This is a genomic window from Halarsenatibacter silvermanii (assembly GCF_900103135.1).
Taxonomy (GTDB): domain Bacteria; phylum Bacillota; class Halanaerobiia; order Halanaerobiales; family Halarsenatibacteraceae; genus Halarsenatibacter; species Halarsenatibacter silvermanii.
In genome coordinates this window covers 16,488-33,786 of record NZ_FNGO01000010.1, presented here as the reverse complement: position 1 = coordinate 33,786, position 17,299 = coordinate 16,488, and the positions used below count along the sequence as shown (strand labels likewise).

At 46.2% G+C, this 17,299-nt stretch carries 21 protein-coding genes; all 21 read right to left on the bottom strand.

The genetic code is table 11. From position 1 onward, the window contains the following. Positions 1–31: 31 nt before the first annotated feature. The 21 genes from tsaD to BLT15_RS06640 all read right to left on the bottom strand — a co-directional run bounded on the left by tsaD (position 32) and on the right by BLT15_RS06640 (position 17,298). Positions 32–1,144: a tRNA (adenosine(37)-N6)-threonylcarbamoyltransferase complex transferase subunit TsaD gene (gene tsaD, locus BLT15_RS06735; protein WP_234985531.1), complete on the bottom strand. Its 1,113-nt coding sequence runs from the start codon at positions 1,142–1,144 to the stop codon at positions 32–34. Beyond that, positions 1,137–1,625, bottom strand: coding sequence for a ribosomal protein S18-alanine N-acetyltransferase (gene rimI / locus BLT15_RS06730; protein ID WP_089760001.1), 489 nt, complete (start codon positions 1,623–1,625; stop codon positions 1,137–1,139). Before rimI ends, tsaD begins: the two co-directional genes overlap by 8 nt. A 15-nt stretch (positions 1,626–1,640) precedes the next feature. Next, positions 1,641–2,360 carry a tRNA (adenosine(37)-N6)-threonylcarbamoyltransferase complex dimerization subunit type 1 TsaB gene (gene tsaB, locus BLT15_RS06725; protein ID WP_159429847.1) on the bottom strand — a complete coding sequence of 240 codons (720 nt, stop codon included), beginning with the start codon at positions 2,358–2,360 and terminating at the stop codon, positions 1,641–1,643. Then, a complete protein-coding gene (tsaE, locus tag BLT15_RS06720; protein ID WP_159429846.1) occupies positions 2,347–2,853 on the bottom strand; it encodes a tRNA (adenosine(37)-N6)-threonylcarbamoyltransferase complex ATPase subunit type 1 TsaE in 507 nt (168 codons plus the stop codon). The genes tsaB and tsaE overlap by 14 nt, the downstream gene beginning before the upstream one ends. A 119-nt stretch (positions 2,854–2,972) precedes the next feature. Next, a complete protein-coding gene (locus tag BLT15_RS06715) occupies positions 2,973–3,323 on the bottom strand; it encodes a type II toxin-antitoxin system PemK/MazF family toxin (RefSeq protein ID WP_089759995.1) in 351 nt (116 codons plus the stop codon). Next, the gene (locus BLT15_RS06710; RefSeq protein ID WP_089759992.1) at positions 3,323–3,601 is read right to left on the bottom strand and encodes a hypothetical protein; all 279 of its coding nucleotides are present in this window, start codon (positions 3,599–3,601) and stop codon (positions 3,323–3,325) included. Before BLT15_RS06710 ends, BLT15_RS06715 begins: the two co-directional genes overlap by 1 nt. Before the next feature lie 63 nt (positions 3,602–3,664). Next, positions 3,665–3,817, bottom strand: a complete 153-nt coding sequence (locus BLT15_RS13430; RefSeq protein ID WP_200769713.1) for a hypothetical protein — start codon at positions 3,815–3,817, stop codon at positions 3,665–3,667. A gap of 229 nt (positions 3,818–4,046) precedes the next feature. Continuing rightward, on the bottom strand, positions 4,047–6,296 hold the full coding sequence (locus BLT15_RS06705) for an IGHMBP2 family helicase (RefSeq protein WP_089759990.1): 2,250 nt from the start codon (positions 6,294–6,296) through the stop codon (positions 4,047–4,049). A 137-nt stretch (positions 6,297–6,433) separates the two neighbouring features. Further along, positions 6,434–6,985: a dCTP deaminase gene (gene dcd / locus BLT15_RS06700; protein WP_089759987.1), complete on the bottom strand. Its 552-nt coding sequence runs from the start codon at positions 6,983–6,985 to the stop codon at positions 6,434–6,436. After that, positions 6,982–8,550, bottom strand: a complete 1,569-nt coding sequence (locus BLT15_RS06695; protein ID WP_089759985.1) for an NAD(P)H-hydrate dehydratase — start codon at positions 8,548–8,550, stop codon at positions 6,982–6,984. The genes dcd and BLT15_RS06695 overlap by 4 nt, the downstream gene beginning before the upstream one ends. A gap of 4 nt (positions 8,551–8,554) precedes the next feature. Then, positions 8,555–8,941, bottom strand: coding sequence for a holo-ACP synthase (acpS, locus tag BLT15_RS06690; RefSeq protein ID WP_089759983.1), 387 nt, complete (start codon positions 8,939–8,941; stop codon positions 8,555–8,557). Between the two features lie 163 nt (positions 8,942–9,104). After that, entirely contained in the window at positions 9,105–10,454 is a 1,350-nt protein-coding gene (glmM, locus tag BLT15_RS06685; RefSeq protein ID WP_089759980.1) for a phosphoglucosamine mutase, read from the bottom strand. A gap of 64 nt (positions 10,455–10,518) precedes the next feature. After that, a complete protein-coding gene (gene amrS / locus BLT15_RS06680; RefSeq protein ID WP_089759978.1) occupies positions 10,519–11,520 on the bottom strand; it encodes an AmmeMemoRadiSam system radical SAM enzyme in 1,002 nt (333 codons plus the stop codon). After that, positions 11,520–12,050 (bottom strand): AmmeMemoRadiSam system protein A, encoded by a 531-nt coding sequence (amrA, locus tag BLT15_RS06675; RefSeq protein WP_089759975.1) that lies wholly within the window; start codon positions 12,048–12,050, stop codon positions 11,520–11,522. Before amrA ends, amrS begins: the two co-directional genes overlap by 1 nt. A gap of 15 nt (positions 12,051–12,065) precedes the next feature. Then, positions 12,066–12,863 (bottom strand): class III extradiol dioxygenase subunit B-like domain-containing protein, encoded by a 798-nt coding sequence (locus tag BLT15_RS06670; protein WP_089759973.1) that lies wholly within the window; start codon positions 12,861–12,863, stop codon positions 12,066–12,068. Positions 12,864–13,091: 228 nt separating this feature from the next. Next, a complete protein-coding gene (rpsI, locus tag BLT15_RS06665) occupies positions 13,092–13,484 on the bottom strand; it encodes a 30S ribosomal protein S9 (RefSeq protein WP_089759971.1) in 393 nt (130 codons plus the stop codon). Positions 13,485–13,582: 98 nt separating this feature from the next. Beyond that, the gene (gene rplM, locus BLT15_RS06660) at positions 13,583–14,011 is read right to left on the bottom strand and encodes a 50S ribosomal protein L13 (protein WP_089759969.1); all 429 of its coding nucleotides are present in this window, start codon (positions 14,009–14,011) and stop codon (positions 13,583–13,585) included. Positions 14,012–14,071: 60 nt separating this feature from the next. Continuing rightward, entirely contained in the window at positions 14,072–14,812 is a 741-nt protein-coding gene (truA, locus tag BLT15_RS06655; RefSeq protein WP_089759967.1) for a tRNA pseudouridine(38-40) synthase TruA, read from the bottom strand. Between the two features lie 16 nt (positions 14,813–14,828). Beyond that, complete coding sequence (locus BLT15_RS06650) at positions 14,829–15,620, bottom strand: energy-coupling factor transporter transmembrane component T family protein (RefSeq protein ID WP_089759965.1); 792 nt, start codon at positions 15,618–15,620, stop codon at positions 14,829–14,831. Further along, complete coding sequence (locus BLT15_RS06645; RefSeq protein ID WP_089759963.1) at positions 15,614–16,489, bottom strand: energy-coupling factor transporter ATPase; 876 nt, start codon at positions 16,487–16,489, stop codon at positions 15,614–15,616. The genes BLT15_RS06650 and BLT15_RS06645 overlap by 7 nt, the downstream gene beginning before the upstream one ends. Continuing rightward, positions 16,480–17,298: an energy-coupling factor transporter ATPase gene (locus BLT15_RS06640; protein WP_089759960.1), complete on the bottom strand. Its 819-nt coding sequence runs from the start codon at positions 17,296–17,298 to the stop codon at positions 16,480–16,482. Before BLT15_RS06640 ends, BLT15_RS06645 begins: the two co-directional genes overlap by 10 nt. Position 17,299: the final 1 nt, after the last annotated feature.

Below are 17,299 nucleotides of genomic sequence, written 5' to 3'. Positions count from 1 at the left end.
TTAAATTCCTCCCGCAACTGCTGACAGGTTTTTAAAGCGATAGGTTAGCCCGTACATCCAGCCCCAGATCATGTGAATGGCCGGCAGCAAGCTGATAATAGGCTGCTGCCCCGATCATGGCGGCATTATCGGTGCACAAATCCAGAGGTGGCAGATAAAGAGAGAGTTCATGTTTCTCGGTCAGGCTTTCAAATCGACTGCGCAGCAGTGAATTGGCCGACACTCCTCCGGCAAGCAGCAAAGCTTCAGGTTCAAAATTTTTAATGGCTCTTTCAACCTGGGGCAAAAGGCTTTCAATCACAGCCCTTTGAAAAGATGCTGACAGATCAGCGGTGTCAATTTCATTGCCTTTCTGCTGCTGATTGTGAATATAATTGATCACTGCGGTTTTGAGCCCGCTAAAACTAAAATCATAAGTCTCGCTTTCGCTCAACGCCCGGGGCAGTTCCACCGCGTTTGGATTTCCCTCCCGGGCCTTTTTCTCGATGGCTGGACCGCCGGGATAACCCAGTTCCAGACGCCGGGAAATTTTGTCGAAAGCTTCCCCCGCGGCGTCATCCCTGGTCCTGCCCAAAATCTCGTATTCGATCATTCTGGAAAAATAAATAAGATCAGTGTGTCCGCCAGAGACTGTCAAACATAGAAAGGGCAATTCAATATCTTCATGAACCAAAAAATTGGCGAATATATGGCCGGCAATATGATTTACACCCAAAAAAGGAATTTTCTCAGCATAAGCCAGTGCTTTCCCGGCGGCAAAACCGACCAGCAGAGCTCCGACCAGTCCCGGCCCTCTGGTAGCTGCTGTCGCTGTGAGCTGTGTTGAATCAACCCCTGCCTGCTCGAGTGTCGAATCAATCATCGGCCTGATCAGCTCCAGATGCCTGCGCGAAGCTATTTCCGGAACAACTCCACCAAATTTTTGGTGAGCTTCTATCTGTGAGGCAACCTCGTGAGAAATAATTTCTGGCCGACCATCCCGGGAGGTGATAACTGCTGCTGAAGTTTCATCACAGGAGGTCTCTAAAGCCAGAATAAATTCCGCTTCATTCTCAGATAATCTCTTCTCCCTGTTCGCTTCAGCTCGCTCTTTAAAGCTTTTTCTTCGGTTGTATTTTTCGCTCATCTCGATATAATCATTCATTATCTGTCATTCCCTTCACCATTATTATAGCGTCCTCTCCGCTGCGTACATAATAATTGCGGCGGATAGAATCCTCTTCAAAACCGTATTTTTTATAAAGGCTTATGGCCGCTTGATTTGACCTTCTAACCTCCAGATATATTTCCGCAATTGAGTTTTTTTGGGCAAAATCCAGAGCCCTTTTTAAAAGCTCGCCGCCTATTCCACATCTCTGCCAGGACGGTTCAACGGCCATATTAACAATGTGCATTTTTTCATCTTCTATATGAGCCCCCAGATACCCAATAAGACCGCCTTCCCCATAACAAACCCGATAAAAGACCGGCCTGTCTGAAAGTATGTCGTTTAAAAAAGCTCTTTCAGGCCAGGGGCGGGTAAACACTTTTCGCTCCAGACAGCCGACCCTCTCAACATCCTTCGGCATCATTGGCCTGAATTCAAAGTTATTTTTATCGAAATCTCGCCCATAATTTACGGCCATATCATGGCACCTCTATCAGTTTTTCTCGTGATCTATTTCGGCCTGAGGTTTCTTTAAATACCGGGGTTGGAGCTCATCCGGTCCGACTATTCTCATGTTTTTTTCCAAAAAATCAACACCCAATCGGGCCAGCCTCCCTCCAGCAGGACGGGCGGTATATCTTTTATCGAGCACAATCTCTCCTGGTAAATTTGCCTTTACCTCTCTGAATTGCTCAATATATCTGTTCACAGCCGGCCCGGTGATTGTCAGCCTGAATTTCTCAGGCAGTTCTTCTTTTAATAACTCGGGCAGTTCTGCCAGAGCTACAGCCTGATCTTCCAGAACTCTTGCTTTCTTATCGGTCAGCTCTTTTCCGCCGGAAAATATAGCAGTATAAATTCTGTCTCCACGGGCATCATAAGCAGGCAGCCAGAAACCAGGCTGATTGAGTCTGTCTGCTATTAAAAGCTCCAGGCTTGAAACCTCCAAAAGTGATAGATCTTGAGAGATGCTGAAAGCTTTAACTGTGCTGAGTGATATTCTCAGCCCGGTAAAAGAGCCCGGACCTGTCACAACAGCTATGCCATCCAGATCGGAAAGACGGCATCCAACCTCTCCCATTAAGACATCAAAAAGAGGCAGAAGCCTTTGATTATGACTCTGGTCGAGTCTGATATTAATCTCTCCCATAATTTTATTATCCCGGCAGAATCCCAGACCGAGGATATCGCTCGCAGTATCAATCCCGGCCACATTCATATATTCCGTTCAACTCCTCCAGCAGATTTTTTTCTCTTTTTCCTGCAGCTCTTATCTTCAGAATGCGTTTTCTTTCCTGTCTTCCCCTGTTAATTTCAATCTCCAGATAATTTCCCCAATCTATTGAAATTCGCTCTGGCCACTCCACCAGCAGTACACTGCGGCGGTGCGGGTATTCAAAGAGCCCGATATGCTCGGCTTCTTCCTGCTGTTGAAGCCTGTACAAATCGGCATGCACAAAACTGAGGAGACTGGAAGTATACTCATTTATGAGGGTGTAGCTGGGAGAGGTAACCCTCTCTCCCGGTATAACAGCCCTTATTACTCCTCTGATGTAAGTTGTTTTACCGGCACCCAGCTCACCTTTTAATAATATGGTCATGCCCTCAAGCAGTTCTTCTTTTCTAAATTTCTCACCAAGGCATTCACCCAGTTTTTTCCCGGCTCTCTCCGTTTCCTGCCGGGATATAGTAGTAAACTTGATCATTATCTGCATCCTGCCAAAAAATTCACGACCTGGCAGATGCTTTTCACCACCCTTCCCGGACTGAATAAAATAATCCCCCTTAAATAAAAGAGGGGGAGTCAAAAGTTATGTATGTAGGATTAAAGCTCTATAAGTCCCAGACTGATTTCCAGAGATCGATTAACCTCTTCAATTATGTCAGAGCTCAGATGAGTTATTCTCCGCTCAAGCCTCTTTTTGTCCAGAGTTCTAATCTGCTCAAGAAGTATTACCGAATCCCGGTCCAGCTCGCTGTCTTCGGCCCCAATTTCTACATGGGTGGGCAGCTTGCCCTTTTTGATGCGCGAGGTTATAGCTGCCACTATTACTGTGGGACTGTACCTGTTCCCGATATCATTTTGAATGATCAGAACAGGGCGGGTGCCGCCCTGCTCTGAACCCACCACCGGGTTCAGATTGGCATAGAAAACATCACCTCTTAATATTTCCATTATTCACACTCCGATAATTTTTCTTCATAAAATGTGATTGTCCGGCAGGAAGAGGGTAGGCCCTCATCGGCCAGCTGTTCGTTCAACTCGCTCATCTCTTTATAACCGGACTTTAGTTTTCGTTTTATTTCATCTTTCTTTAGATGAGCCAGGTACATTTTGAGGGCCTGACAGAAAAACTCGTCAATATCGCTCTCTTCTCCAGATGTAACATAGCCCTCCATCTCCTGCAGCAGGTTGCTGGGAAGCTTAACCCGACACCATTCCTTTTTCCCCACTTTTATATCACCTCGCTGCCTCAAAAACTAAGAATTAAAAGCTTTAGCAGTAAATATTGGATATCAATCCGATAGCTGATCTAAATTGTTGGCATTTCGGGAAGCCAGTTCACGGTTTAGCGGCCCCATCTTCTTATAGCCTTCTATCATCCTCCGGGCAATATGCCGCCTTTCTTCCTCGGATAAATTACTTTTATTCCTCAGAAAGTCATCCATGTTTTCCCCTCCAAATTAATTTTTTCTGTCTACTCGTGTCGGGCTTAATGATTTTAACTCTGAGGATCTTCTCCGGCAGCAGCTGCATGATGATAAAACACACCACACAATAAAGTATATTACAGAAAAATAAAAATGTCAATAATCCCGGGCTGAACGGAATCTGCCCGGGGATTATTGCAAATAATACCTGTTAATGGCAGGCCTGGCTTATTATCTCGGCAAAGATCTACAGGCGATAGTATAGTCCGCTTTTTCTGATATAATCGATTAACTCCGCATAAAGCTCATGGGTTCCCACAGTGGAACTATCACCAACAATTATGAGCTTGCGGCGGGCTCTGGTGATGGAAACATTCAGCCTGCGCAGATCGCGCAAAAAGCCGATATTACCTCTTTTATTGCTGCGCACCAGGGATAGAAGAATCAATTCTTTTTCTCTGCCCTGAAATCCGTCAACTGTCTTTCTCTCCAGCTCCTCGGGCAAATTGTGATTATCTATTTCATCGACCTGATCTTTATATGGAGAAATAACACCTATATTTTCCGCCTCCAGACCCAGACTCATAGCCTGGCTGGCCAGATCGGTGATCATTTCTGCTTCCACCGGGTTGAAATAAGAGGGTGAATCTGCCCGGTTTTTTTCGTAAGATTCCATATCAGCGGTATCGAGAAATACCACCGGATAATTCGCCATAAACGCTTCATCGAGAATTCCTGAAGTTTCATCGGGCTCTGCCCCCAGATCAGCCAGGGTATGATCAGCTACCTGCTCATCACTTTCCAGCTTGCAGTTATAAAATTTATTGCTGGAGAATTCCATGATTTTATCATGCATGCGGTATTGAACTTTGAGAAGAGACCAGAAATCACGGCCCTGCTCTTCAATAACTCTCTCGAATAAGGATTTGGAAAGCCCCTGTTCTGAGGCCTGCTGATTTTTAACGGTGGGCGGCAGCTGTTTATGATCGCCTATCAAAATCACCCTCTCACCTTTGAGCAGAGGAATTAGAGTGGCGGGTTCAGTAGCCTGAGTGGCTTCATCTACAGTTACCAGATCGAACCTCCTGTCTTCCATCAACTCTGAACCTGCAGTTGAATTGGTTACACATATCACATCAGCTGAATCTATTAGCTCATCGACTGCTTTATCTTCCAGTCGATTTATCTCATCATATATCTCATCTATCTCCTCCTGAAGCTCGAGCCATCTGGCCATCTGCTTGATTTTTTCAGGAGAAACACCTCTCGACCCCCGGCCTTTTTGAGCCAGATCCTTGATCTGCTCGTTGCTCATGCCACGTCTATACCGGCCGCTGGGATGAATCAAATCATCCTGCTTGTGCTTTATATTCTCGGCTTTTCTTCTCAGTTCCTGTGCCTGCTGATAGTCCTCATGCTCCTGCACTCGATAGTCAAGGGTATGATCTCTCAGAAGAGGAGAAACTCTCACCGGATGACCGATCCGGATGGCTTCCGTGGGAGTATCGGCCAGCCTTTCAACCAGATTGTCGACTGCCACATTGGAGTCAGCAGTGGCCAGCACTTTTTCGCCTCTGCGGGCAGCCTGCTGAATTATTTCTATGGCAGTCATAGTCTTCCCGGTGCCGGGCGGGCCCTGAATCAAATGATAATCGCGGCTGGAAAGTGCACTGTTGACGGCCTCCTTCTGGGAGGAATCTAGCTCATCGTCAAACCAGCTCTCAACTTCCACCGCCTGCGAAAGAGTATGGGCCGGACGACGATTTAAAATCATAATATCGCGCAGTCTTTTAGCAGCCCCGTCCACTTTTTCCAGACTTTCTACAGCATCGAGCATCCTCTGATAGGTTATATCATTGACATAAAGGTCCATTCTCAAACTTTTGCCATATACAAAGCCCTGAGGTTTTTCATCAAATACTACTGTTAAAGAATAATTGGTCATCTCAGCAACAGTACCGGTAGGATTGTCATCTGCGAGAGGATCTTTCTTGCTCAGCATGACCAGATCTCCAACAGTGATTTCAGTTTCAGGCAATTTCTCTCCTGGCCGCTGACGCATAAATTTTACCAGCGAACGCTGTCCTAAAGCAGTCCCTTCATCTCTGCCCTTCAGATGAAGGATAGCCCTTCCTTTTTTCTCCCTTTCCCGGGCAGAAAGATGTTTGATCTCGAGTTCATGCTGCTTCATCTCTTCTTCTCTCTCCAATTCGACCAATCCGGTGAATTTCTTGATATACTGAACCAGATCCGGAGAGAGAATTTCTTCAGGCGAGGCAGGGTCTACACAAACCTTTCCTCCCCCGATCTGATTGCCATCCATGTTCTTGACCACCTGAGCTGCCACTTCCTCAGCCAGCTCGACTGTGGCCTGATGATCGTTAATATTTATCTTTCCTATATCCTCGCTATCTATACCGCATTCATTTATAAAAGCTCCCACAATATCTCCAGGACCGATATTGTGATCGAACTCTGAAATGATAATTTTGACCATATTATACACCTCACTTTTATCCGCTGCTGGTTTTACAGAACCGACTGAAATATTTGCCACAGTGGGAAGTATAACATAAATCTCGAGCCGGGTGCAAACATATTGCTAAAACAAATTTTGAAACTTTTATCTTTTCCTCAATCAGCGGATCCGGAGGCTATCTCGCTGTCCTGGCATGCCAGACTGCCGACTGCCCGCTGTTGATTTTGGTATTTGCCGCAGTAAGGAGACTCGGCCTTTTGGTCCATTCTCGAAAAAACCAGCTGGCAGATTCGCCTGCCCGCATAAAGTTTTATCGGCAGCCTGTTGGCATTGAAAAGTTCAAGCGTCAGCTGGCCGGAAAAACCGGGATCCACCCAGCCGGCATTCTGAATAAAAAGGCCCATTCTGCCAATTGAACTGCGACCTTCCACAAAAGCGGTCAGATCATCGGGAAGAGAAATTTTTTCCCGTGTGCTGGCCAGCAAAAAAGAATGGGGAGGAATTACTATCTCCGAACGGTTCATCTCAGTGTAATCCGGTTTTTCTTTGAGCGACATCGCTTCCATCATATTCTCATCTATCTTAAGAAAATTTTTCCCCAGCCGCAGATCGACTGAAGCCGGCTGCAGCTGCCCCTCAGTAAGGGGTTCAATCTGCAAAACATCTTTATCTATCATCTCTTTGAGGGTTTTATCGGAGAGTATCATTCTCTTTTATCCTCCTGACGAACAGCATTTTTGCTTACAGAGGAAAAAGCTGCTCCCAATCGATCGAGTATATCACCGGCAGTAAGAGAATAGCTGCCTTTTTCTTCTAAAGCCATATCACCAGCCCTGCCGTGAAGATAAGGAGCCAGGCAGGCGGAAATTTCGGAATTCTGGGTTTGTGCAAGAAGGCCGGCAGTCAGGCCTGTCAGTACGTCGCCGCTCCCGGCAGTAGCCATACCCTGATTACCGGTCGGATTTATAAAGACCTCGCCTTCAGTCAGAGCTGAAAGAGTGTCTGCTCCCTTCAAAATTAATTCACAGTCCTGTTCACGGGAAAATTCCCGGGCGACATCCAGTTTGTTCTCAACTACCTGCTGAGGACTCATTTCCAGAAGCCTGCCCATTTCACCAGGATGAGGAGTCATGATCAGCTCACCGGAATATCCGGCAGCCAGGGCCAGTTCGGAAAGATTGTTTATCCCGTCGGCATCGAGCACCAGCGGCAGATCTAATTCTTTTAAAAGTCCATTAACCAGTTCCGCCGCCGGCTCTCCGCTGCCCAGGCCCGGCCCTAGAGCCATAGCGTCAGCGCTATCTGCGTATCCGATTAATTTTTCTAAGTTCGAGCTCGAAAGCTCACCCTCTTCACCTGCAAGAGGTATCAGCACAATTTCAGGAGCGGCAGATGTTATAGCGGCAGCTGACTCCTCCGGCAGGGCGAGCCTGACCACTCCAGCGCCACCTGCCAGAGCAGCTTTAGCTGTCAGAAGGGCTGCTCCCGGCATATTCCTGGATCCAGCAGCTACCAGCACTTCACCGAAAGTACCTTTATGACCTGTTTCCGGTCTGGGAGGCAGTAAAGAGCTCACCTCTTCATCAACCAGCCGGAAATGTTGAGGTTCTATCTCATCGTAGACTTCATCGGGAAAACCCAAATCGGAAACTGTCAGCTCACCGCAGAAGCTGCGGCCGGGATAAAGCAGGTGACCGACCTTGGCATCCTGCATGGTGACAGTAAGATCAGCTTTTACCGCCCCACCCGGCGCCCTGCCGGTGCCAGCTTCCACTCCTGTTGGAATATCAACTGCTATTCTGGCAGCTCCGGCTTTATTTACCAGTTCCACCATCTCGGCCGCTTTACCTCTAACGGCTCCCTTCAATCCCGTACCCAGCATGGCATCTACTATTATACCGGCTTCGGCGATCATATCCTCAGCTGCATCAATTTTCCCGGAGTTTTCCGGTATTATTTCGATATTCTGCAGCCTGCACATGCGGTAATTCTCTCTATTCACTCCCTCCAGATTTTCAGGAGAAGTTAGCAATATAACTTTAACATCCAGCCCCCAGCTATCGAAATATCGGGCGGCGACCAGACCATCGCCTCCATTATTACCGCCTCCTGAAATGACGACAATTCCCTCTTCTGCTCTATCCTGCCATCGCGAATATGTTCCTGCTGCCGTCGATCGTCCGGCTGTCTCCATCAGAATCAACTCGGGCATTCCCATATCGATTGCTTTTTTATCCGCCCTGGCCATCTCTTCGCCGGTTAATAATATCATTTAATCAATCTCCTCCTTCAGCTATGACTGAAGCTGCTGCGTACTCTCTTTCATGGCTCAGGCTTAAATGCCAGTTTTTTATTCCCAGGCGTTTTTCCAGGTTTTCTGTCTCTCCCCTCAGCTTCAGCTTAGGTATGCCGATCTGTTCGGGAAAGCAGACAACTTCTATTTCCTGCCAGTAAAGAATATCAATCTCAGGAGATAGCGCTTTATACACTGCCTCTTTAGCGGCCAGGCGGGCTGAAAAACTTTCAGCCGGTACCACCTGATTACGGCAGTATTTTTTCTCTTCTTCGGTAAACACCCTGGACATAAACCTGTCAGGGAAGCGATTTAATATATTTTCAACACGGGCTATCTCAACTATATCCACCCCGTGACCTATTATCATCAGTTTAACCTCCTGTTTTGCTCCAGACTTTCATATCTAAACAACAATTAATTTAAGGACCTTCTTGTCTTCTGTTGGTAAATAGGTGTGTCAAAAACTTCATTTAGTTGTACTGGAAGATAGTGATCTTATACGATATCTATCAACTGATAACAAGAATATCCTAATTTAATTCCCGGGAAATTACTGCTTCCAGCCGCTCCTGCCATTTTTTGATTTTCTCTTCATCTCTGCTCTCCAGCATAACCCTTACCAGAGGTTCTGTGCCCGAGGCTCTGACAAAAACACGGCCATCACTTAAATCCTCTTCAGCCCTGCTAATTTCCCTGTTGATCTCCTCATTGTCTGACCATTCGTTCTTTCTGGAGACCCTGATATTAATGAGTTTTTGTGGCCAGGGTGAGAATCTGCTGCTCAGATCACTCAGAGATATATTCTGGCGCACCATTACCGACATTACTTTTAAAGCGGTAAGAAGTCCATCACCGGTAGTGTTGTGATCAAGAAAAATTATATGACCGGATTTTTCTCCGCCCAGATTAAGATCTTCTCGTTTCATTTTTTCCAGCACATATTTATCGCCGCTGGCAGCAAATTCGACCGAAGCACCTTTCCGGGAAAGCAGCTCTCTCAGGCCGAGATTGCTGTATTTAGTTGTGACCAGCCTGTTTTTGTTCAAACCGCCATTTTCAATCATATCGAGTGCGCAGATGCTCAAAATCCGATCCCCATCAACTTCTTTGCCATTTTCATCTATGAGAAGACACCTGTCGGCATCACCGTCGAGAGCAATACCCAGATCAGCTTTTGAATTGACAACACTTTTTTTCACACGGTCGGGGTCAGTAGAACCGGATTTCACATTGATCAAATCCCCCCTGCCCTCATCATTAAGCACTTTGCAACCCACCCCCAGCTCTTTCAAAACACGGGGGCCCAGATTGTGAGCCGCTCCCTGAGCGCAGTCGAGAACTGCATTAAGTTCTGAGAGATCTATTCCAGCAGCCTCCTTTAAGCTCTCCAGATAGTCGTCAATCAAAGCTTCATCTGCCTCAAACCTTCTGCCTACCTGATCGGGAGCAGCTCTATCCAATTCCTCCTCCAGCAGAGTCTCTATTTCATCTTCTTCCTCATCGGAGAGTTTAAAGCCTTCCGCATCAAAAAATTTAATACCATTATCGGCCACAGGGTTATGAGAGGCGGAAATCATTATCCCCCCCAAAGCCCTGCTCCTGGATGTCATAAATGCTACAGCCGGAGTGGGAACTACTCCAGCATTCACCACGTCGATTCCAACAGCAGCCAGACCTGCCATCAAAGCTCCAAAAAGCATATCTCCAGATATACGGGTGTCCTTCCCCACAATTACCCGGGCCTCTTCCCGGCTGATTTCCGGGGCGGCTTTTTTCAGCAGCAGATCTCCCCCGGCTTTGCCCAGCTTTAACGCCAGCTCGGGAGTCAAATCCTCATTAGCCACTCCCCTGACTCCATCAGTTCCAAAATATGATCCCACTGAACTTCCTCCTCTTTGATTTATTGGTGGAGATTATTTTTCCCGTCCGTGAATTTAATATTAATTAAAAAACACCGTAAATTTCAGCACCGCAGTCCGGACAATTCCCCGCCTGGAGCTTATTTTTCAAATTATAATAGGAACGATCAATAACTTCAGCCCCACAGTCAGGACAGAAGGTTGTGCGAACATCCGGGAGATCAATATTCCCAAGATAAACATGGTCCAGCATCGAGCTGGCCAGTTCATAACTTCCCTTGAGAGTTTCATCCGGTGTTTTTTGCCTTTTGAACTGGTGACGGGGAAAATAGCGGGATATGTGCAATGGGATACCCGGATTGAGCTCCTGCAGAAATTCACAGAGCTCGATAAGCTCCTCCCTATCGTCATTTTCTCCGGGGATCAGAAGATAGGTGACCTCAACATGTATGCCTGCAGAAAATAATTCTTCGATTGTCCGCCGAACGTGTTCAGGATCTCCCCCGCCACAATTTTGCCGGTAAAAATCTGCATTCATCGCTTTGAGATCGACATTGCAGGCAGAAATATGAGGTATCAACTTCTTCAATGGACTGCGGTTTATAAACCCATTGGTAACAAGAATTAAATCCAGATCATGCTCATCTGCAAGAGGAGCAGTATCTTCTATAAATTCGTACCAGACAATCGGCTCCGAATAAGTAAAAGAGATTGTGGAACTGTTTTTGTCCAGGGCCAGCTCGACTATCCCAGCCGGAGAATAATTTCTTGCGGTAGGATTTCCCTGACTTATACGCCAGTTTTGGCAGAAACTGCAGGTTAAATTACAGCCCCAGGTGCCCAGCGAGAGAGTCGAAGTCCCGGGTTGAAAATGATATAAGGGCTTTTTTTCTATCGGGTCCATAGCAGCTGAAGTGACCTGTCCGTAATTGAGAGAATAAAGTCTGCCGCTCTGATTTTCACGCACCCGGCAGATTCCTTTATCTCCAGAAGCTAACCGACAGGAATGAGGACATAACTCGCATATCAGTTCATCTTCATTCACCGATTTATAATGTTCTGCTTCCCTTTCAACCTCCGAGTTCATTAAAATTCCTCCTCGTACCTTCTGACGAGAAATCTATAGATGCTCGCCTGAATATCATCAAGCTCACCGGGGCTTATCCCGGCTTTGCGGCAGGCTATTTCCAGCTGTCGACTGGCGGTATCCACCCCTTCTAAATCGGGCAGGAGCACTCCTCTTTTCTGGCCCTTTTCAACAACGACCCCATATCTTTCAGGATCGAGTTTGGAAACATCGTTAACGGGTTCCTTCTTGCCGAGAATATCGACAGAAATTTTTATATTGTCTAGTTCCTCCCTGCTAACAGAAGGGAAACGAGGATCATTAGTGGCTGAACTGACAGCATTTTTGGCAATCTCTTTAGTTACCAGATCGGTAGAAGGCTCGATCGTACCAATACAACCCCGGAGTTCATCATGTTCAGCTTTTTTTAAAGTGACAAAAGCTCCTGCCTTTATTTCTGTCTCCGGCAACTCGGGTATTTTTCCGCGTTCCAAATAATTCTCGAGAACATTCCGGGCCAATCTGGTCGGTGAAAAATCCAGTTCGTCCATTATCAGGACCTCCCTTTAATTATAAAAACCAGCAACACCATACCCCACGCCGAAGGGACCCTGGTAAGATTTTACCTCTACATTCAAATTTTCGTTCTGACAGAATCCCAGCGCAATTAAAAGCGGCCTGTAGCCGCATTCCCCGGCTTTCTCTCTGAGCTGACTGTCCAAATCTATTATATCATGTATTCTTTCCTGCTCCAGCAGTTCCATCAATTTTCGATCAAATTTTTCGCCGTGGGGATCATATCCTCCCGGAGCTCCAGGCTTAAGCCTGTGAGATAAATCGCCACTGCATACGAATAAAACATCCTCATCTCCAAAAAATTCGTTCAGGAACTGTCCAAAACCAAACAGCTTTTCCGGAGACCAAAAAGCCACATTTATTATTATCCAGGGTATATCCTGGCTCAGGCCGGCCTCGCGCAGAAAATAAAGGGGAACTAACACGCCATGATCAAGCTGAGCGCTAACTGGATCGTCGAGTGAGCTGATAGACCAGCCTTCAGAGCGGGCAGTATCGTTTAATTCGGAAATTTTTTCGGGAAGGCTCTCTACCGAGAGTTCGACCTCGGGAGTATTAAACTGAGAGAAATCACCGCTCAATCTTTCTTTTTGGAGCACAGTAACTTCCTCGCCCCGAGCCTGACCATGAGGTCCCGAAAAGATTATTAACTGAGGATCAGCTTCTGACATCTCCCGGGCTAGATCTCTGGTGGCATCGATTGTTTTTTCAGCCTCAAACCTCTTTTGGCCGCCAACTTCCGGTATTATAATCGGAGGATGAGGAAAGAGCCCACCTGCTATTTTCATCTGATAAAAACCCCTCCTAAATCATGGCAGATTATGAGTTTGTTAAAAAGTCATCTTCCCTGCAATTAATTTATCGCTGTCATTCCCTGCCTTCTCTCTATTTAATTATTACTGAACTTGCTGACATTTTCCTTCCTGCAGCTTTCAAAGATCCCTTCATAAAACAAAAAACCCCTCTTCCAGCCAGGGGAAGGAAGGGGTTTTGCTCTAAATAATTTAAATAGAGGTTTATCTCTTGGAGAATTGAGGAGCTTTGCGGGCTTTTCTGAGGCCGTATTTTTTTCTTTCTTTCATTCTGGGGTCCCTTGTCAGATAACCGGCTTTTTTGAGAGGTTCCCGAAAATCTTCGTCAACCTGCAGGAGAGCCCTGGCAATACCATGTCTGATAGCGCCGGCCTGACCTGATTTTCCGCCTCCATTTACATTAACCTCCACGTCCAGACTGCCGGATTGTTCCACCAGTTCCAGAGGAGATTTCAGATCCTTTATCTGTGAAAGGCGGTGAAAATAATCCTCTACATCATCACCATTAACTGTTATATTGCCGCTGCCGGGTATTAATCTCACCCTGGCAGTAGAAGTTTTGCGCCTACCGGTGCCCTGATATTGAACATCTGCCATTAAAACTACCTCCTCTCATTAACTTTTCAGAATTATTTTTTTGATATAATTTTAACTGGTTATCAGCTGTTCAGATTTCGTTCTTAATATTGAACATGTCATAGTTCGAGTTTTTCAGGTTTTTGCGCCTGGTGAGGATGATCAGAACCTTCGTATACCTTAAGTTTCTTCATCATCCTGCGGCCGAGAGAATTATTAGGGAGCATGCCATCGACTGCTTCTTCGATGATTATCTCCGGATTGCTCTCCCTGAGCTGTTCATAGGGTATTTTTTTCATTCCTCCGGGATGATGAGAATGACGAATTAACTTCTTCTGCTCCCATTTATCGCCGGTAAGCTCTACTTTACCAGCATTTACTACTATCACATAATCGCCCGTATCAACATGAGGAGTATATTCGGGTTTATGCTTGCCCTTTAGAACCCGGGCAATTTTGGAAGCCATTCGGCCCAGAGTTTTTCCCTCGGCATCAACAATATACCAGTCCTGCTCAACTTCATCCGGTTTGGCCATGTAAGTTGACATAGGTATAACCTCCTTTGTGCGAAATTCTAAAATTTATATTCTAAATCCACTTAATCCAGGTTAATAAAAGATTTCTACCAGGGTAAGACCGGCTGCAGGAGCGGTAAAACCAGCCGCTTCGCGTGACTTAGACGCGATTATCTTCTCCATTTCAGCAGGGGAGATTTTCCCTCTGCCTATCTCTATCAGAGTGCCGGCAATGATTCTGACCATATTATATAAGAAACCTGAACCCGAGACTTCTATCCATATTTCCTCATCTTTTTGAGGATAAACTTCAGCGGAAAAAATTTCTCTGATCGGCGTTGAACTGGAACATCCCTTGGCCCTAAATGAACTGAAATCCTTTTTTCCTGGCAGATATCTGACCGCTTTCTGCATGGAAAAAAGATCAAGATCTTCGTAAAAAAAGGCGGAATACCTGTGATGATAAATATGCGGAAAACTACCATTATCTATTCGATAACGATAAATTTTGCCTGTGGCATCATAACGGCTGTGAAAATCTTCCGCAGCTTTTTCGGCATCCCAGCAGACAATATCTTCGGGCAGATCACCATTTAAAGCAGTGGCTATATTATCCTCGGGTATATCAACAGACATATCAAAATGGGCGATCTGATTTAAAGCATGAACCCCGGCATCCGTGCGACAGGCACCATAAACTCTTTTGAATTCTGGATCATAACGGCTGATAACTCTTTCAAGGTGTTCCTGAATCGTGTGATCTGTGTTCTTTTGAATCTGCCAGCCGCTGTATTCGGTGCCGTCATAGGCCAGATGAAGTTTTACTCGCTGCATGTCACTAAATTTCCTCCTAAAATAGACTAATGAAAACAGCTATGGCCAGAGAAATTATTAATGCCAGCAAGTCCCGGTGTCCAAATTCGAGCTCATTTAGCCGGGTTCTATCGGTTCCTCCCCGATAGCATCTCGATTCCATGGCCAGCGCCAGTTCATCAGCCCTGCGAAAAGCGCTGATAAAAAGCGGCACCAGAAGAGGTATTAAACTTTTGGCTCTCTGAATAATATTTCCACTTTCAAAATCAGCCCCCCGGGCTTTTTGTGCTTTCATAATTTTATCAGCTTCTTCCATCAAAGTGGGAATAAATCGAAGAGCTATAGTCATCATCATCGCCAGTTCACCGGCCGGAACTCCAAAGCGGGCCAGAGGCTTTAACAGATATTCAATACCGTCAGTCAGCTGTAGCGGTGAAGTCGTCAAAGTCAAAAGAGAAGTGAACATAATCAAAAGCAATATGCGGCTAACCATAAAAAACCCGGTTTCGACTCCTGCCTCCTCGATCCTAATAAATCGCCACTGCCATATCACTTCTCCTCCCCGGGTTAAAAACAGATGTAGAAAAAGGGTTATAAGGACAAGAAAAAATACCGGCTTGAGTCCTCGAAGAACCCTCCTAACAGGCAGCCGGGCCAAAAATGTTACAGCAGCCAGCATGAGTAAGAATAGACCAAAACCCGGAAAAGTATCGATCAAAAAAAGCACAGCGATCATTATGATGGTGATGATAATTTTGATTCTGGGATCAAGTTTGTGTATCAGCGAATCTCCCGGTATATGCTGACCTATAGTGATATCCTTCAGCATAAGCCTCTCTCCCTGCTCAAAGATTCACCATCAAGAGCCGATTCTATCTCCCGGGCTGCCTCTTCCGTTTCGAAAATATCGGTTCTGACAGAAAGTCCCCTGTCGTTAAGCTGCTGTAAAATTCTGGTCAGAGGGGGGAGATCCAGTGCCATCTCCCGCAGATATTCCTGTCTGGTAAAGACCTCTTCCGGAGTTCCATCAAGAACCAGACCACCATTTTTCATCACCAAAACTCTGTCAGCCAGTCTGGCCACCTGTTCCATTCTATGAGTTATCAAAATTATCGTGAGTCCCATATTTCCGTGGAGATCGGCCAGCAAATCCAGAAGTTTTTTCCTGCCTTCTGGATCGAGAGCCGCTGACGGCTCGTCCAGAATTAGCACCTCAGGCTTTAAGGCCAAAACCCCTGCTATAGCTACCCGGCGCTGCTGTCCGCCGCTGAGATTGAAGGGAGAGCGATCTCGAAATTCATCATAATCGAGACCAACTAGATCAAGGGATTTACGCACTCTTTCTTCAATCGTTTCCCCTTCCAGCCCCAAATTTTTGGGACCAAAGGAAATATCTTCAGCAACAGTCTCCTCAAATAACTGATGCTCGGGATATTGAAATACAAGCCCTACCTTTTTTCTGATCTCTCTCAGACTGATCTCCTCGCCAAAGATATCCTGACCTCGATAATAAACAGTTCCCTCAGTCGGTTCAATCAGCCCATTTAAAGTCTGAGCCAGGGTGGATTTGCCTGAGCCAGTATGACCCACTAAACCGATAAATTCACCGCTTTCTATTCCTGCATTTATGCCGTCCAGGGCCACGACAGGATCTTCCAGCTGATATACGTGCCGCAGATCGCTGACTTCTAGGAGCATAGTGCATTCACCAGGCCTTCATCGGTGAGCACCCGGGGGATATCTATCCCTCTATTTCTCAACTCAGCTGCCAGCTCAACCGCAGGTGGCACCTCCAGGCCAGATTCCTCTATTAACCCTCTATTGTTGAATATTTCTTCGGGAGTGTTCTTTGCTATCAACTCTCCCGCTTTCATAACGGCCACACTATCAGCTTCCACTACTTCTTCCATGAAGTGGGTTATATATACTACCGTTATATCTTCTTCCTCATTGAGTTTTTTGACCGTGTTTAAAACTTCTTTTCTCCCCCGGGGGTCGAGCATAGCTGTTGGCTCATCCAGAACCAGGCAGTCCGGCAGCATTGCTATAATGCCGGCGATAGCCACTCTCTGTTTCTGACCGCCTGATAGATTATGTGGGGGATGAGTTTGATAACCCTGCATGTCTACCATCTCCAGGGCTTCATCAACGCGACTGCGAATTTCCCCGGAGGGAATTGCCAGGTTCTCCGGCCCGAAAGCTACATCCTCCTCCACCATGGTAGCAACCAGCTGATTATCAGGATTTTGAAAAACCAGACCCACCTTCTGCCTGATCTGCCAGGCATTTTCTGAATCAGAGGTCAAAAGGCCATCCACATAAACCTCACCTTTATCAGGTATCAGCAGGACATTCAGAAGTTTGGCCAGGGTGGATTTGCCGGAACCGTTGGCACCGACCACACCTATAAATTCACCTTTATCTACCTTCAGATTGATTCCGGAAAGGGCCGGCGATTCCTGCTCATCATATGAAAATTCTGCGCTATTAATCTCTATCAAACTCATT

What these genes read in the sequence shown, in the direction of transcription:
- tsaD (WP_234985531.1), bottom strand. Translation starts at nt 1,144, where the DNA reads ATGAATGATTATATCGAGATGAGCGAAAAATACAACCGAAGAAAAAGC.
- rplM (WP_089759969.1), bottom strand. Translation starts at nt 14,011, where the DNA reads ATGTCAACTTACATGGCCAAACCGGATGAAGTTGAGCAGGACTGGTAT.
- BLT15_RS06670 (WP_089759973.1), bottom strand. Translation starts at nt 12,863, where the DNA reads ATGAAAATAGCAGGTGGGCTCTTTCCTCATCCTCCGATTATAATACCG.
- amrA (WP_089759975.1), bottom strand. Translation starts at nt 12,050, where the DNA reads ATGGACGAACTGGATTTTTCACCGACCAGATTGGCCCGGAATGTTCTC.
- BLT15_RS06640 (WP_089759960.1), bottom strand. Translation starts at nt 17,298, where the DNA reads ATGAGTTTGATAGAGATTAATAGCGCAGAATTTTCATATGATGAGCAG.
- rpsI (WP_089759971.1), bottom strand. Translation starts at nt 13,484, where the DNA reads ATGGCAGATGTTCAATATCAGGGCACCGGTAGGCGCAAAACTTCTACT.
- dcd (WP_089759987.1), bottom strand. Translation starts at nt 6,985, where the DNA reads ATGATACTCTCCGATAAAACCCTCAAAGAGATGATAGATAAAGATGTT.
- BLT15_RS06695 (WP_089759985.1), bottom strand. Translation starts at nt 8,550, where the DNA reads ATGATATTATTAACCGGCGAAGAGATGGCCAGGGCGGATAAAAAAGCA.
- amrS (WP_089759978.1), bottom strand. Translation starts at nt 11,520, where the DNA reads ATGAACTCGGAGGTTGAAAGGGAAGCAGAACATTATAAATCGGTGAAT.
- rimI (WP_089760001.1), bottom strand. Translation starts at nt 1,625, where the DNA reads ATGGCCGTAAATTATGGGCGAGATTTCGATAAAAATAACTTTGAATTC.
- BLT15_RS13430 (WP_200769713.1), bottom strand. Translation starts at nt 3,817, where the DNA reads ATGGATGACTTTCTGAGGAATAAAAGTAATTTATCCGAGGAAGAAAGG.
- BLT15_RS06645 (WP_089759963.1), bottom strand. Translation starts at nt 16,489, where the DNA reads ATGCTCCTAGAAGTCAGCGATCTGCGGCACGTATATCAGCTGGAAGAT.
- BLT15_RS06650 (WP_089759965.1), bottom strand. Translation starts at nt 15,620, where the DNA reads ATGCTGAAGGATATCACTATAGGTCAGCATATACCGGGAGATTCGCTG.
- BLT15_RS06705 (WP_089759990.1), bottom strand. Translation starts at nt 6,296, where the DNA reads ATGGTCAAAATTATCATTTCAGAGTTCGATCACAATATCGGTCCTGGA.
- acpS (WP_089759983.1), bottom strand. Translation starts at nt 8,941, where the DNA reads ATGATAATAGGTCACGGGGTGGATATAGTTGAGATAGCCCGTGTTGAA.
- truA (WP_089759967.1), bottom strand. Translation starts at nt 14,812, where the DNA reads ATGCAGCGAGTAAAACTTCATCTGGCCTATGACGGCACCGAATACAGC.
- tsaE (WP_159429846.1), bottom strand. Translation starts at nt 2,853, where the DNA reads ATGATCAAGTTTACTACTATATCCCGGCAGGAAACGGAGAGAGCCGGG.
- BLT15_RS06715 (WP_089759995.1), bottom strand. Translation starts at nt 3,323, where the DNA reads ATGGAAATATTAAGAGGTGATGTTTTCTATGCCAATCTGAACCCGGTG.